Raw genomic sequence first — 13,863 nt, forward strand, 5'->3', positions numbered from 1 at the left:
ACACTTAATAAAGACCTTATTGTCATTCTATCTCAAACAATTCTTTTTAGGCAATGCTTATATCTCAATACTACCGTCATATGTAAAAGTTATTGTTATGGTGGTACCTTCATTTATCTTACTTTGCAAATCAAATTTACCGTTCATAAGTTCAACCAACTTTTTAGTGAGCGGCAGCCCAAGACCGGTACCTTCATATTTTCGACTAAGCTCACTATCAATTTGACCGAACGCCGATAAAGTTTTTGGGATATCTTTTTCCTCAATACCGATGCCGGTATCTATAACTTTTATATATACTAATTTTGCTATCTCATCTTTTTCAAGTGCAATAGTAACACTTCCTCCGGAATTTGTAAATTTCACGGCATTTGATAAAAGATTTAAGAATACTTGTTTTAACCTCTTTGGATCAGCCTTTATAACCACATGCTCTTTCGGTAATCTACTAATTAAAGCCACTTCGGCTTGATCGGCACGAGGCTTAACAAGTATCAGCGAAGAACTAATTAATTTATTTAAATCAAGATCTATACTATCTACTTTTAATTTATCAGCAGAAGCTTTAGAAAGATCTAAAATATCATTAATCATACTAAGCAAATGTTTACCAGCATCATTTATATCTTTAATATAATTTTTACTTTTTTCTGCATCTCTTTCCGACATAAGAATTTCCGAAAAGCCTATTATAGCATTAAGTGGTGTACGCAATTCATGACTAATATTAGCAAAAAACTTTGTATTTGAAGAGCTGGTTTTTTCTACTTTTACTATTTGAGCTTTTAAATTTCTATTTGTTTCAAGCTGCTCCTCAATAATTTGTCTAGCATAGTTAGTATTACTAATAATTATAGTGCAGAATATTATAAAAATAATGATAAAAGTTATAAAAACTTTTTGCTCAAGAGAGGTTATATTTTGCCACTGGCTGGTAATATTAGTATTAATCTCAAATACTGCATCTACGGGAAAATCTAAATTATTATCTATAACAGGGATATAGCTAGTAACAAAAGAAGCTTCTTCCACTGTTAAATCACTTTCATTTTCTATTACTACCCTTGGTAATAATATATGACTTGTAATACCTTCAAAAGCATCCCGAAGCGGAGCTTTTGAAGTAAAGGATTTCAAAAAAAATTTATCGATTTTTGCAGTAAATATCTCAACCAAGCTATCATCTTTATAATTGTCTACACTATACATATGTAACATATTACTAGTGATGAATTTATTACCTTTGAGATCGTAGAGAGAAATATTAATATTAAGATTGGTGAACCATTGAGCGGTAATCTTTGCAAAATTAATAAAATCTTGATCTTGTAATAGTTTTAAATAATCGAATTTATGTAATTTACTGATTACGTTCTGATGAGTATTCCAAATATTATCAGTGTAAAGTTCTACAATTTTAGTATGTTCCAAAGCCACTTGTTTTACTATCATTTCTTTTATCATAAAATAACGATAAAACATCATATTTATGACAATATTAAGAAATAATATAATAAATGACAATCTTACTATATACTTATTATGGTTCATTACGAGACCTAGTAGTTATTTTTAGCTCAAGTCATCCTATGGCTTGCCTCTCTACTGTACGAACGTTCAGTATGTCATTCCCGCGTAGGCGGGAATCCAGTCACCTTTAATGTCATACCGCGAGCTTGTAGCGGTATCTCAGGACTCAGTCTGTAATAATAAGATCCCGTGGTCAAGCCACGGGATGACACATTTCGCTTTTTTCTGGATTGCCGCGTCGCCTACGGCTCCTCGCAATGGACGACTCGACCTCCATGCAGCAAAACCTAGAATGACATTATCCTCTCTACTTATCTTCTTGTTTAACTTTCTCTTTCGTTTCCAGCTTCTTATTAATAATCAACCCTGTAATTACATCATAAGCACGAGCAAATTGATAATCTTTTTTGTATAATTCTGATAATTCATTCTCTTCTTGTTTATTATTTTTAGCTTTTGTTTCTTTTTTGCTATCTTTGTTTTTAGATGAATTATCTTTATTTTTTTCATTATCATTTTTTAAGTAATTTTTTAAAGAACTTTCTGAAAAACGCTTATCTATTTTTTTCACCTCAGGATATTCGACTTTTGCCGGCTCAATTAAAATATCAGGCTCTATTCCTTCTGCCTGAATAGAACGACCGCTTGGGGTGTAATATTTAGATATAGTGAGTTTTACGGCAGCCCTAGAATTGATTTGCGTTAAAGCCTGAACTGATCCTTTACCAAAAGACTTAGTGCCAAGTATTATTGCTCTTTTATGATCTTGCAAAGCTCCAGCAACTATTTCCGAGGCAGAGGCAGAATTACCGTTTATTAAAACTATCATAGGTACTTTGGGAGCTTTTAACGAAAACTCATTTGCTTTAGTTTCGCTATTACTTGATGTAGTTCTACCTTTTGTTGTTACAATTACACCGGAATCAATAAAATAATCACTAACGGCAATAGCTTGATCTAGTATACCTCCGGCATTATTACGTAAATCTAGAATTATACCTTTTAGGTCATCTTTACTTTCAGTTTTTAACTTCTTTACTGCTGCCTTCAGCTCAGAAATTGTTGACTCATTAAAAGTAGTTATACGTATATATGCAATATTATTTTTTTCTAAATGTGCTTTTATCGGCTTGATTTTTACTATTTCGCGAGTAAGCTCTAGCTCTTGCGGTTTTGCCTCTTCTTCCTTAATTATCAACAATTTAATCTTAGTACCAGGCGTACCACGCATCTCTTTTATAGCTTTATTAGGTCCAAGCGTAGAGACTAACTCGTCATTCACGCCTACTATATAATCCCCGCCTTTAAGCCCTGCTTTGAAAGCCGGCAAATCATCAATAGGCGATATTATCTTAATCGCTCCACTATCATACATTATTTCAACACCGATTCCGCCGAATTCACCTTTTGTAAAAGTAAAAATATCTTCTAAATCCTCATCGGTATAATAGCTTGAATGAGGATCAAGCGAGTTTAACATACCGTTAATTGCCTCATCTATCATTTTTTGCCTATCGGGTACCTGTACGTAATCCTTTTCAATACGTTCAAATACGTCTTGAAATTGCTTATAAGCTTCCTGATTTGATATTTTATTTTCAGTTTCTTTTTCTTCTTCTGCAAATGCACAAATAGAATTTATAATAAAAAATAGTGTTATAATTAAACGTAATAACATAATACTCCAAATATGTGTGTGTTTTGTCATCCCGTGGCTTGACCACGGGATCTTGTATCACAGGCTGTGTCCTAAGACCCCGTGGTCCAAGCCACGGGGTGACATTAAGGACGCTCGCAATGACGCCTTGTCTTAAATATCCAACTCGTTAATAATCTTATCCATTTTAACTAAAGCCTGTTCATAAATAAATTGAAATCTTTTTTCCGGCTTTTTACCCATTAAATCATCTACTATTTTATCGACATTTTGAAAATCTTCTAAAGTCACCTTTAAAAGCGATCTTTTTTCCGGATGCATAGTAGTTTCCTTTAATTGTGCAGGCATCATTTCGCCGAGACCTTTAAACCTACCTACTTCAATTTTAGCTTTACTAGCTTTCGATAATTTATCCGTTAACCTAGCTTTTTCCTCTTCATCGCCTGCATAATAAGTTTTATTAGACTGCGTTAAACGATAAAGCGGAGGCTTAGCTAGATATAAATGCCCCTCTTCTACCAATTTCGGCATTCGTAAAAAAAAGAAAGTCATTAATAACGAAGCTATATGAGCACCGTCAACATCTGCATCAGTCATAATAATTATTTTTTCATAACGCAAATTTTCTTCTTTATAATTCTTTAAACTACCACAAGCAAGAGCTATTTCTAAATCTTGTATTGCTTGATTATTAACGATTTTCTCAAGCGTAGAACTCGCAACATTTAGAACTTTACCCCATAGCGGTAATACTGCTTGCGTTTCTCTATTACGAGCTTGTTTTGCAGAGCCTCCTGCCGAATCACCTTCTACAATAAATAATTCCGTCCCTTCAGGTGAAGTTCGTGTGCAATCGGCAAGTTTACCGGGTAAACGTAATTTTTGAGTGGCATTTTTACGGGAAATATTTTTTTCGTTTTTCTTACTTATTCTAAACTCAGCAATAGCAATTACATGCTCAAGTAAATTAGTAGCTAAAGCTTTATCGCTACTAAGGAAGTGGTCAAAATGATCTTTTATTATATTCTCAACCGGTTTACTTACACCGTTTGACACTAATTTTTCCTTAGTTTGTCCTTGAAAAGACGGCTCAGCTATAAAAATAGAAAGTACGACACTTGCGGTTTCTAAAATATCCTCAATAGTTAGATTAGCAGCTTTTTTATTTCCTATCATTTCACCGTATGCTTTAAGCCCACGTAAAATAGCCGACTTAAGACCTTGCTCATGCGTTCCTCCTTGAGGAGTCGGAACAGTATTACAATATGATTGAATAAATGCCGAGTTATCATTATTTTGCCAACAAATCGCCCATTCAAGTTTTATCTCGTCCGGCGTAGACTCTATATTACCTGAAAAAATTTCCGGAATAATTAAATTATCTAAAGTTATTTTTGAACTTAAATAATCTTTTAAACCGTTCGGGAAATTTATTAATGCCTTTTTAGGTATATCTGACGGTACTTCTACTTCGCATTCCCATTCTATAGTAACACCGCGATATAAATAAGCTTTTGACCTTGCAAGCTCATAAATCTTTTTAGGGTTAAAATGTAATTTTTCACTAAAAATTTCCGGATCTGGAGAGAAATTTATTGATGTACCTCTTAGCCTTTTAGATGCTTCTTCACATATTAAATCAGTTAATTTTTCTCCTTTAGAATAACTTTGGCTATATAATTTACCTTGTTTATAAACCTTTATTTCTAAATGTTTAGATAAAGCATTTACTACCGATATTCCAACACCATGCAATCCGCCTGCAGTATGGTAAACATTATTTGAGAATTTACCTCCTGAATGAAGAGTAGTTAAAATTACTTCTAAAGCTGATTTGTCAGGAAATTTAGGATGATTATCAATAGGAATACCGCGACCGTTATCAAATATAGTAATACTATGATCTTGATGCATTTTTATCGTGATGATACTTGCAAAGCCGGCTACTGCTTCATCCATAGCATTATCCAGCACCTCAGATACTAAATGATGCATAGCATTTGAATCAGTACCCCCGATATACATCCCCGGTCTTTTACGAACAGGCTCAAGGCCTTCTAATACTTCAATATCTTTTGCACTATAGTTATTATCGACTAGCTTATTTTTCTTTTCTTTGTTAAAGCTGAATAAATCGCTCATATATTAGAGATTTAATTAATTATTTTCTTTCCTAAATTAAACTATTTAACATAGAAAAGCAATTAAGCTTTAAAGAAATTGTTAGTATTGTTGTATGGAGCGAATTCCATATGTCACCCCGTGGCTTGACCACGGGGTCCATAAAAACAATTAAAAAAGACTGGATCCCGCTACAAGCTCGCGGAATGACAATTACGCGAGCAATATTGTTAGTTATACCCCTTAGCTTTGATTAACATACAAGCTATGTTAGCGTTTCCTTGAGCTAACGCAATATCTAACGGATATTGGCATTCATCATTTAGAGTAGAGATTTTAATACCTCGTATGACCAAAAATTTTGCTAAATAGTAATTATCGTTATAAATAGCAGCAGTTAGTAATGTTTCACCGCTTCTACTTTTTTCTTGCAATATTAGATAAACGTCAAGTAACGCACGCAACCCAAAAAGATTGTTTCTATCAACTGCTCTAAAAGCATTATCTACTGCCTTACAATAAGATAGATTGGCATAAATATCTTTCTTTTTATTTATATCATTATCATATTTAATAAAACTCTCTACAACTTTTCTTCTTTCAGCACTTGCTATCCATTCTTCTTTCTTTTGGAACAGCTCTATATATGTATACATATCCATCTGCTCTAAATTAGCCTGTTCTGTTAATTTACCAAGAACTATATCATCATCAGGTAAAAGTAACATTTGCGTTTCATCTTTAACAAATTTTGTTGTCGATTCCGAGGTTTCATTATTCACCTTATCATCTTGTTTTTGAATCGTGACATTTGAAGAGCTTACCGGAGGTGATTTCTCTTGATTATTTGTAGTTTGATCATTATTAATTTGCTTCTCTAAGGTCTGAGGTTGATTCGGCTTCACTACAACAACGGGTATAAGCGGCGTATTCCAATCTTGTTTTTTTGGACCCTCTGAAACAGCAACAAATGTCTCTTGCGAGTTATTTATTTCCGCCGAAGAATCAGTTGTAGGAACTACTTTAGACGGAGTAGTAACGGGTGTATTTGGGCTAGGAGGTAGTATAGGCTGTGTAGAAGGTTGATTTGTAGGCATTACCGGAGGTGCAGGTACATTACTAGGTACTGCCGGAGTTTCTGCAGTAGGTACTGTTGTCGGCATAGTACTAGTGGTAGTAGTATCTTGGGTTAGCGGCGTGCTAACCACAGGCGGAGAAACAGCGGGCATATTAGGTATAGATTGCGGTACTATCGGTGCTACGCTTTCTTCCTCTTTATTAGCATCAGGAGGGGGGTTAAGCGGAATAGGCTTATGCACAGGCGGCAAATTGGTTGGTTTATATATTTGCACCGGTCGCTGCAGAGGCACTACATAACTTCCTGCTTGAGCCGGAGGCATGGATACTATCGGTCTCGGTACATTAGGAGTTATAATATTAGAAGCTAAATTTGTATCTTTATGCTTATTAGAAGCAACTTCTTCCTCATGTATTTCATTACTTGTAGCACTAGGTAACTTTGCACTACCAATATCTATAAAAGGTTCAGATGTTTCCGATTCATTAGGTTCTTGTTGGGTAACTTGTATATCCGGTGTGTTATCATGAGAAGCTAAATTTGTACTATTTTCATGTTCGGTATTTGTATGAACATCATTATTTGCAGCACTAGGCAATGCTTTATTACCAACATCTATAACAGGTTTAGATGCCTCGGTTTCATTAGATTCCTGAATGTCATGAGAAGCTAAATTTACACTATTTTCATGTTCATTACTTGCGGTGACACTAGGCAACGCCGTATTACCGGTATCTATAAAAGGTTCAGACGCATCAGCTTCAGTATGCTCTTGTGAAGCTAGCTTTGGTTCTTCTTGATGGGCTGCTTTAGTTTGCTCATTTGGCTGTTTAGGGGGGATATTTTTCTTTTTTGATTTACTAAAAAATTGCTTAAATTTATCAAAAAAAGAAATATCGGAATTAGAGCTAACATCCTTATCTTTAGTATCTATTTCGGCAGCCGGTAATGATGGCGGTAAGGGCGGAGGGGAAGCATAACTTTGAACTGCAACCAATAACAGATTGATAAAAAATAATATCTTACATAATTTATTTAACATATAATTCCTTATTTATCCTGTCATACCGTGGCTTGACCACGGTATCCAGTAAAATTGACTACTACAAGTTGTTTGCATGGACCCCGTGGTCAAGCCACGGGGTGACAATAATTCACTCTCCTACCTCTTACTATTCTGCACCAATTTCTTTATTTCAATTTCTACTAACTCTTTAACAAGTACAGGTAGATTTTTATCAAGCCAAGCTTTAAGTTCCGGTTTTAACATCTGGACGACTAATTCTTCAAGTGCATTTTTAGATGAGATATTATTATCCAGCTTTTTATCTTTAATAGTATCGGTAAAATTTTTAAAAATATCACCTACCGCTTCAGCAGATTTAGTTGATATTAACTTTTCTTCCTCATCTTGATTTACTATTTCCGTTAGCTCTAATATATCTTCATCTTCACTATCATTTTCATAAATAGGATTTTTACGCTCGTTAATTACTCCTTTAATCGATTTTAATATGTCTTCTACAGACATATCTTGGTTCTTTTTATTTTCCTTACTCACGTTAGAAACCTATAAACATTTTCTTTTTAATAGTCTTAAACTCTTCTTCAGGACTAAAATATTTTACTTTAAGTTTTAAACTTTGAGCCGTTAGCTCGCCGGTTAACAATTTCATTTGATATGCCGCAAGTACTGAATTCTTATACGCATCCACACGAGTTATTTTTGCTTCATACAATTTTTGCTCAGCATCTAAAACATCGAGTATAGTTTTGGAGCCGACTATTTCCTCTTGCACCGTACCGTCATATGATATTTGTGCAGCCTCTACGCCTTGATTAGCTGCAACAATACGAGATTTTGCCGCTTCAAATCCTTCCCACACGCTTACAACACCCGCTTGTGTCTGCTTTATCGCACTATCAAGATGAACTGCACTATTTCTTGTTTGGTTTTTAGCCGATCTGATTCTTGAATATTGAGCTCCTCCATCTGGATAAATAGGTATATTTACCGAAAGAATAGTAGTATAGCTTTTATTGTTTATATTTTGAACAGCTGGATCTTGTGGATTAGTTCTACCTGATTGCAACTTTACGCTCACTTGCGGCAATAATTTTCCTTTCTGCACCATTTCCAAAGCTTTCGCCGAAGTTACATTATGCCTTGCCGAATCAATATCAGGATTTAACTTAGCAGCTTTTTTTGTTAACTCATCCAATGAAGCAGGTAATATATCAGGTAAATTAGGCATAGTTATATCAGTAGCCTCTATTCCGAATACTCTAATAAAATTTGCTTTTTTTCCTTGAAAATCGGCATAGGCAGCTAGTTTATTCGTTTCTGCCGCTGCAAGCCCTGCTCTTGCAGTTGCTATATCTATCGCCGTTGCTTCCCCTAGTCTTAATTTCTCTTCAACAGTGTTAACTTGTTGTATGTTAGTACGAACCCTACTTTCAGAAATATCATATTTCTCTTTGCTCTCAAAACAATCAAGATAAGCAGTTATTAAATTTAATAATATTTTTTGTTCGCCGGCATAATATTCGCCTCGTGATGCTCTAAACCCTGATTGAGCAGCTTTAAGAGCCGCAACACTAGAACCACCACTAAATAATGATTGCTCAATTGTTAATGCACCTCGATTGCTATCTGTCTCTCTTGGAGTAAGACCAAGCCTATCAGTATATTTTTTATTATATTTAGTCTTACTATTTTGTCTATTAATCTGCAATCCGGCACTAGGCATAAATCCTGAGAAAGCTTGAGGGAACTGCTCAATCGCACTCAAAAACTTAATTCTAGCAGCTTTCAGCTCCTCATTATTCTTATATCCTTCAGTTAAAGCTTCCTGTAAATCAACAGCGGCAGCAGAACCGGTTAGTAATAATGTGATAATAAATGTAGTTAATTTACGCATAAATTTTTTGAATAATTAATAATATGTTAGTTAGATTAGTTTAATCTTTCAAGAATATACCTATATCCCAATAAAACAATATAAATCTATTGTAGCAATGTTAGCACGTAATATAACAAAAATTAATCTCAAGGGCAATGATAACTATTTTACATTTTATTTTACGGTTATAAAGCTTTAAGATTAATTAATATTTGGTAACAAAATAATAAATTTTATGTCTATAATTGATTTTTCTAGTTTTAGTGGATTAAATAAAGAACAACAAGAAGAACTACAAAGACTTTTAATAAAATTAAACGGTTTTACAAAATCTTTGAAAATGAATGTAAAAGATTTAGAAGATCATTTATTTTATATTTTACAAAATTCTTTAAATGAATTATCTCACACTGAAAATATTGATGTAGAGAAAATAGAAAAACTTTTTAATAGAACAATCCAAGAATCTCTAACTACTTTATCTGAAGCACTTGAGAAAGCATATCAAGAACAGTTAAAAACAAAAGATATCTTTTTATTTGACGGGATTATTGTAGAAAAATGTTTAAACGTTTTAGAACAAGTTTTAAAATTTTAGCAAGAATTAGATAAACTCTATACAGGGACTTCTAAAAAAATTATAGAATTATTAGAAAATATATTAGTCGGAGTTATATCGACTCAAATACCGATTCTTGGAATATTTATACAAACAAGCGGTATACTTGAAAAAGTAAATAATCTTATTGACTCTGAAAAACTATTGCCAAAAATAACAAAATTGCATAATGATATAAAAGGAATAAGGGAAGAGGCTAAATCTAATGACCAGATTGAAAACCTTTATGAAAAAGCTAAGAAAGTTGCCGCAATTTCAGAAATCTCAAAGGAATCGCCTCGAAAAATTATTGAAATAGCAAATAAAAACCCTAATAACAGAGCTTCACTAGAGAATGTTGCAAAAGCTGCTAAAGCTATACCAAAAAGCAAAGATGAAGTAGAAGAAAAAATAGCAGAACTGAAAAGTAATATTGAAAGTGCAATTCCACAAGATATAAATATTGACAAATTAAACTCTGTAAAGAATACTATTTCGGATAATCTAAATGAAGCTAAAACAGAATTATTAAAAGTATTAAATCCGGAAGCTTCTTTTGGCGAAAAGATAGAATCCTTATGTAAAGCAGCAGAAAAAGCTACGGAAATTGCAAGCGACATAAAAAAAATAGTAGGAGTAATACCAGGAAGTAAAGAACTCGGAAATGTTATAAGTCTAGCAATAAAAACTAACTTATTACCGCCTCCGGTCTTAGCAGTTGCAAAGCTAGCTCCTGATATAGCTAACTTAGTTAATATAGGTAAAGCAGTGGTTACTATGCTTTCTAAAACACAAAACTTAACTCAACAACAAGGAAGAGCAAAATAGTGTCTAATTCTAATACTCATATTTTAATTGCCATAGGTTGCTTAGCATTATTATTAATATTTTTAATGTATAAGAAAATAGCAGCACGTAAAAAAAATATATTACCTACTGAAGGAGGTAATATTGATGATTCGCCAAATGTTGCCCTTAATAGTCAAAAACCGGAAAACAAAAAGCTGACATTACAAGAAAGAATAGAATTATCTTGGAAATTCCTTTACGACATTACGGAAGTTATTTTAAATAAGTTCTCTAAAGAAGATGTTATTCAGGTGAATAAATGCGGTCAAGTTTTATTTGAAAACGGCGTTAGATATGAACATGTAGTCGATCTTGAAATCCCTCAAGTCAAATCTCATACTCAAGCAGTTGAACAAGAACAATCTAAAGGTAAAAAAGCCTTAGGGGTGTAATTTTTTTCTTTAAAGCAGGTTTAAAATCAATACTTATATACTAATATAACTATTTAGGAATAAACTCCAATTAAGTTTAGATTGTAAATATTGTTTTTTCGTCATTACGAGCGAGCATTGTTGCGTGGATACCAATATCATTCCCGCGGAGGCGGGAATCCAGCATAAAGCGAGATAAATCGAGCTTTTAATTTCAAAAATTTGCTGTATTTATAATTTTTTTCTGGATTCCCGCCTCCGTGGAAATGACATCGAGTAGGTTTTATCGGTCCACCGCGGGCAATGCCTGCTCGTAATGACGATCATTAACAACACCTAGATAGTAATTTTCAAACAAAGCCGTTAACTTGATGCTCCCACAATTCCTTAAATTTACCCTTTTCCTTACGAACGAGTTCCATAAAAGTGCCGTCTTCTACGATTTTGCCTTTATCCATAACAATAATTCTATCCATATGCTTGATTAGTAGATAATCTGTGAGCTATAGCAATTATAGTTACATTCTCAATATCAAGCATTGTGTTAATAGATTTTTGTACCTCTTGCTCTGTGTGGCTATCAAGACTTGAAGTTGCTTCATCTAAAACCAAGATTGGAGCGTTTTTAAGAATAGCACGAGCAATTGCTATACGTTGCCTCTGTCCGCCACTTAGCTTTACTACTCTCTCACCGACAATGGTGTTATTTTTCCGGTAAACTTTCGATAAATTCATGGATATTTGCAGATTTGGCAGCATTTTCTATTTCAGTGGGCGTTGCATTCTCTTTTGCATATCCGATATTCTCACCTACTGAGCGATGAAAAAGCATAATACCTTGAGGAATTAGCGATATCTGCTCCCGTAGACTGTCAGAGGAATATCGTAAAGGCTTTGGTTATCGATTATAATATCACCGATTCCGGCTTTAAAGTTCTTTAACAATAATGCAATCAAAGTAGATTTACCGCTACCTGAATGCCCTACGATACCTACTTTTTCACCGGCTTTAATATGTAAATTAAGATGCTCAAATACACTACTACCCTCTTTGTATGCAAAAGATATATCCTTAAATATAATCTCTCCTTTAGAAATCTTTAATTCAGCAGCATCTTCTTTATCTATAGTATCTTGCGGGGTTTGCATGATTGTAAAGGCGGAGCGAAATGCTGCTACATCTTCTAAAAAGTCTTTAACTCTCATAGTAGCATGCCAAGAATTTTCAGCAAATAAAAAAGTTAGTGACATAATAAAAGCGATATCACCGATACTAATTTCACCAAGATTACGTAAATGAATTACATATACAAATACTCCTATCAAATATACCCAATATACTAAGTTCAATATTATAGAGATAATGAGATCATATTTATAATATCTAGTTGTTAAAATATTATGCACATTATGATAATAATCTTCTATTTTATTTAATTCTCTCTGTTTTGCTGCAAATGAAAAAATAGTAAAGATATTTGTTATACAATCAGCTACGATACCAAATAAATTATACCAAGAATCTTGCTTATCTTGCTCCATTCTTGCAAGTTTGATAAAAAACCGTAATGCAAGAGGTAAATAAACAGCAATAAAACCAACAATAATAATAAATATTTTAATATTAATATAGGCAAGAGTAACACCGGAAAATAATGTAATAAGTAGAGTTTGGCTTAATTTATACTCAATTGCTTGGTGCATTTTAGAATAATTATCACCTATGCCCCGTACTCTTCCGACTATAGAACCGGAAAGGTTATTTTGAAAATAGGTATATGACAAATTAAAACAGTGATGACATATTTTATTCATCATATCTTGAAAGATATAAGGCATTGCTTTAAGCTGGGCAAAATTGTGAACACGCCAAGCTACATCAAGTATTGCTTGTGCAGCTATAAAAACCATTACCGGTTTATAACTTTGTGCAAATGTAATCTTTTCATTTTGAGTAAATAAATCCAGCAAAAGCTTTATGGCATAGTTATATAAAATAGAATAAAAAGCACTCGCAAACGGTGCCATCATCATAATAAGATAGCAATATTTATACAACCGACCATAAAAAAGAGACGGGATGAGATGTTGTTTTCGTAAATAAATTTGTTAAAAACTTAAAGAAAAATTATACTTATAGCAAAAAGCAGTGAAGTATATCAATTAATCTTTAATTCTACAATATTATTATGCAACCGATATTTACATTTAGAGTGGTAAATTTTACCGAAAAAAATTTATCTATTCTTATAGCAGATAGCATAGGTAATCCTACTACTGAAAAAATTAGCCAAGTATTAGAAAGTTATAAAAATACTAAGCTGCATCTTATCGGATGTTTTATAGAAGAAAACTTAATTGGTATAATTGGAATTGAAGTATTATCTATACAGGCTATAATTAGGCATATTAGCGTATTAAAAACTTTTCGATCTCAAGGAATCGGAAAACAATTAATTTTATATATAATTAGTCATTTTACTTTAAAGAAAATAACAGCTGAAACTGATGATAGTGCAGTAAATTTTTATCGTGCTTTAGGTTTTAATTGCGAAATATTTGAAGGAAAATATAATCGGCGATATAATTGTAGCCTTCATTTTATATTAAGCAGTGACTTTGTTGCATGACTCCTATGTCATTCCCGAATGGCATTGTTGTGTAGACCGTTTTATGTCATTCCTGCGAAAGCAGGAATCCAGTAAAACCGACAAAAAACTTGTTTTTTTAGGTTTATTTTGTGAATATTAAGACTA

Annotated in this window: 16 protein-coding genes and 1 pseudogene; 6 read left to right on the forward strand and 11 right to left on the reverse strand. The window is 33.2% G+C overall.

Annotated features, from left to right (window positions below; translation table 11 throughout):
- Positions 1-57: 57 nt before the first annotated feature.
- Entirely contained in the window at positions 58-1,551 is a 1,494-nt protein-coding gene (locus tag AC5587_RS06100; RefSeq protein WP_499162157.1) for a sensor histidine kinase, read from the reverse strand.
- Between the two features lie 286 nt (positions 1,552-1,837).
- Positions 1,838-3,208, reverse strand: a complete 1,371-nt coding sequence (locus AC5587_RS06105) for a S41 family peptidase (protein WP_499163010.1) — start codon at positions 3,206-3,208, stop codon at positions 1,838-1,840.
- 23 nt (positions 3,209-3,231) lie between these two features.
- Here AC5587_RS06105 and AC5587_RS06110 point away from each other — a divergent pair, with 23 nt between their 5' ends.
- Positions 3,232-3,360: a hypothetical protein gene (locus AC5587_RS06110; protein ID WP_499162158.1), complete on the forward strand. Its 129-nt coding sequence runs from the start codon at positions 3,232-3,234 to the stop codon at positions 3,358-3,360.
- On the opposite strand, the gene parE is transcribed toward AC5587_RS06110, so the two are convergent.
- On the reverse strand, positions 3,341-5,329 hold the full coding sequence (gene parE / locus AC5587_RS06115) for a DNA topoisomerase IV subunit B (RefSeq protein WP_499162159.1): 1,989 nt from the start codon (positions 5,327-5,329) through the stop codon (positions 3,341-3,343). The genes AC5587_RS06110 and parE overlap by 20 nt on opposite strands.
- A gap of 110 nt (positions 5,330-5,439) precedes the next feature.
- Between parE and AC5587_RS06120 the strand changes: the two genes are divergently transcribed.
- The gene (locus tag AC5587_RS06120; protein ID WP_499162160.1) at positions 5,440-5,565 is read left to right on the forward strand and encodes a hypothetical protein; all 126 of its coding nucleotides are present in this window, start codon (positions 5,440-5,442) and stop codon (positions 5,563-5,565) included.
- Here the strand turns inward: AC5587_RS06120 and AC5587_RS06125 are convergent.
- The 4 genes from AC5587_RS06125 to AC5587_RS06140 are packed head-to-tail and all read right to left on the reverse strand — an operon-like array spanning position 5,539 to position 9,307.
- Entirely contained in the window at positions 5,539-7,428 is a 1,890-nt protein-coding gene (locus AC5587_RS06125; protein WP_499162161.1) for an ankyrin repeat domain-containing protein, read from the reverse strand. The genes AC5587_RS06120 and AC5587_RS06125 overlap by 27 nt on opposite strands.
- Before the next feature lie 12 nt (positions 7,429-7,440).
- Positions 7,441-7,536, reverse strand: a complete 96-nt coding sequence (locus AC5587_RS06130) for a proline/betaine transporter (protein WP_410527041.1) — start codon at positions 7,534-7,536, stop codon at positions 7,441-7,443.
- 12 nt (positions 7,537-7,548) lie between these two features.
- Positions 7,549-7,947, reverse strand: coding sequence for a DUF2497 domain-containing protein (locus AC5587_RS06135; RefSeq protein WP_040257160.1), 399 nt, complete (start codon positions 7,945-7,947; stop codon positions 7,549-7,551).
- 1 nt (position 7,948) lies between these two features.
- Positions 7,949-9,307: a TolC family outer membrane protein gene (locus AC5587_RS06140; protein WP_499162162.1), complete on the reverse strand. Its 1,359-nt coding sequence runs from the start codon at positions 9,305-9,307 to the stop codon at positions 7,949-7,951.
- Between the two features lie 217 nt (positions 9,308-9,524).
- Here AC5587_RS06140 and AC5587_RS06145 point away from each other — a divergent pair.
- Positions 9,525-10,715: pseudogene (locus tag AC5587_RS06145) on the forward strand (hypothetical protein).
- Complete coding sequence (locus AC5587_RS06150) at positions 10,715-11,128, forward strand: DUF2660 domain-containing protein (protein WP_499162163.1); 414 nt, start codon at positions 10,715-10,717, stop codon at positions 11,126-11,128. Before AC5587_RS06145 ends, AC5587_RS06150 begins: the two are co-directional and overlap by 1 nt.
- A 329-nt stretch (positions 11,129-11,457) precedes the next feature.
- On the opposite strand, the gene AC5587_RS06155 is transcribed toward AC5587_RS06150, so the two are convergent.
- The 4 genes from AC5587_RS06155 to AC5587_RS06170 are packed head-to-tail and all read right to left on the reverse strand — an operon-like array spanning position 11,458 to position 13,141.
- Entirely contained in the window at positions 11,458-11,583 is a 126-nt protein-coding gene (locus AC5587_RS06155) for a hypothetical protein (RefSeq protein ID WP_499162164.1), read from the reverse strand.
- A complete protein-coding gene (locus AC5587_RS06160) occupies positions 11,576-11,842 on the reverse strand; it encodes an ATP-binding cassette domain-containing protein (protein ID WP_499162165.1) in 267 nt (88 codons plus the stop codon). Before AC5587_RS06160 ends, AC5587_RS06155 begins: the two co-directional genes overlap by 8 nt.
- Complete coding sequence (locus AC5587_RS06165; protein ID WP_499162166.1) at positions 11,811-11,939, reverse strand: hypothetical protein; 129 nt, start codon at positions 11,937-11,939, stop codon at positions 11,811-11,813. The genes AC5587_RS06160 and AC5587_RS06165 overlap by 32 nt, the downstream gene beginning before the upstream one ends.
- Before the next feature lie 14 nt (positions 11,940-11,953).
- Positions 11,954-13,141 carry an ABC transporter transmembrane domain-containing protein gene (locus AC5587_RS06170; RefSeq protein WP_499162167.1) on the reverse strand — a complete coding sequence of 396 codons (1,188 nt, stop codon included), beginning with the start codon at positions 13,139-13,141 and terminating at the stop codon, positions 11,954-11,956.
- Positions 13,142-13,296: 155 nt separating this feature from the next.
- Between AC5587_RS06170 and AC5587_RS06175 the strand changes: the two genes are divergently transcribed.
- Both AC5587_RS06175 and AC5587_RS06180 read left to right on the forward strand, forming a co-directional pair.
- Positions 13,297-13,737, forward strand: a complete 441-nt coding sequence (locus AC5587_RS06175) for a GNAT family N-acetyltransferase (protein ID WP_410527480.1) — start codon at positions 13,297-13,299, stop codon at positions 13,735-13,737.
- Complete coding sequence (locus AC5587_RS06180; RefSeq protein WP_499162168.1) at positions 13,727-13,858, forward strand: hypothetical protein; 132 nt, start codon at positions 13,727-13,729, stop codon at positions 13,856-13,858. The genes AC5587_RS06175 and AC5587_RS06180 overlap by 11 nt, the downstream gene beginning before the upstream one ends.
- Positions 13,859-13,863: the final 5 nt, after the last annotated feature.

The organism is Rickettsia endosymbiont of Hedychridium roseum (genome assembly GCF_964028255.1).
Taxonomy (GTDB): Bacteria; Pseudomonadota; Alphaproteobacteria; order Rickettsiales; family Rickettsiaceae; genus Rickettsia; species Rickettsia asembonensis.

Coding starts and splice junctions, on each gene's coding strand:
- AC5587_RS06160 (WP_499162165.1), bottom strand. CDS start 11,842: ATGAATTTATCGAAAGTTTACCGGAAAAATAACACCATTGTCGGTGAG.
- AC5587_RS06170 (WP_499162167.1), bottom strand. CDS start 13,141: ATGATGATGGCACCGTTTGCGAGTGCTTTTTATTCTATTTTATATAAC.
- AC5587_RS06125 (WP_499162161.1), bottom strand. CDS start 7,428: ATGTTAAATAAATTATGTAAGATATTATTTTTTATCAATCTGTTATTG.
- AC5587_RS06175 (WP_410527480.1), top strand. CDS start 13,297: ATGCAACCGATATTTACATTTAGAGTGGTAAATTTTACCGAAAAAAAT.
- AC5587_RS06140 (WP_499162162.1), bottom strand. CDS start 9,307: ATGCGTAAATTAACTACATTTATTATCACATTATTACTAACCGGTTCT.
- AC5587_RS06155 (WP_499162164.1), bottom strand. CDS start 11,583: ATGGATAGAATTATTGTTATGGATAAAGGCAAAATCGTAGAAGACGGC.
- AC5587_RS06100 (WP_499162157.1), bottom strand. CDS start 1,551: ATGAACCATAATAAGTATATAGTAAGATTGTCATTTATTATATTATTT.
- parE (WP_499162159.1), bottom strand. CDS start 5,329: ATGAGCGATTTATTCAGCTTTAACAAAGAAAAGAAAAATAAGCTAGTC.
- AC5587_RS06120 (WP_499162160.1), top strand. CDS start 5,440: ATGTCACCCCGTGGCTTGACCACGGGGTCCATAAAAACAATTAAAAAA.
- AC5587_RS06105 (WP_499163010.1), bottom strand. CDS start 3,208: ATGTTATTACGTTTAATTATAACACTATTTTTTATTATAAATTCTATT.
- AC5587_RS06165 (WP_499162166.1), bottom strand. CDS start 11,939: ATGCTTTTTCATCGCTCAGTAGGTGAGAATATCGGATATGCAAAAGAG.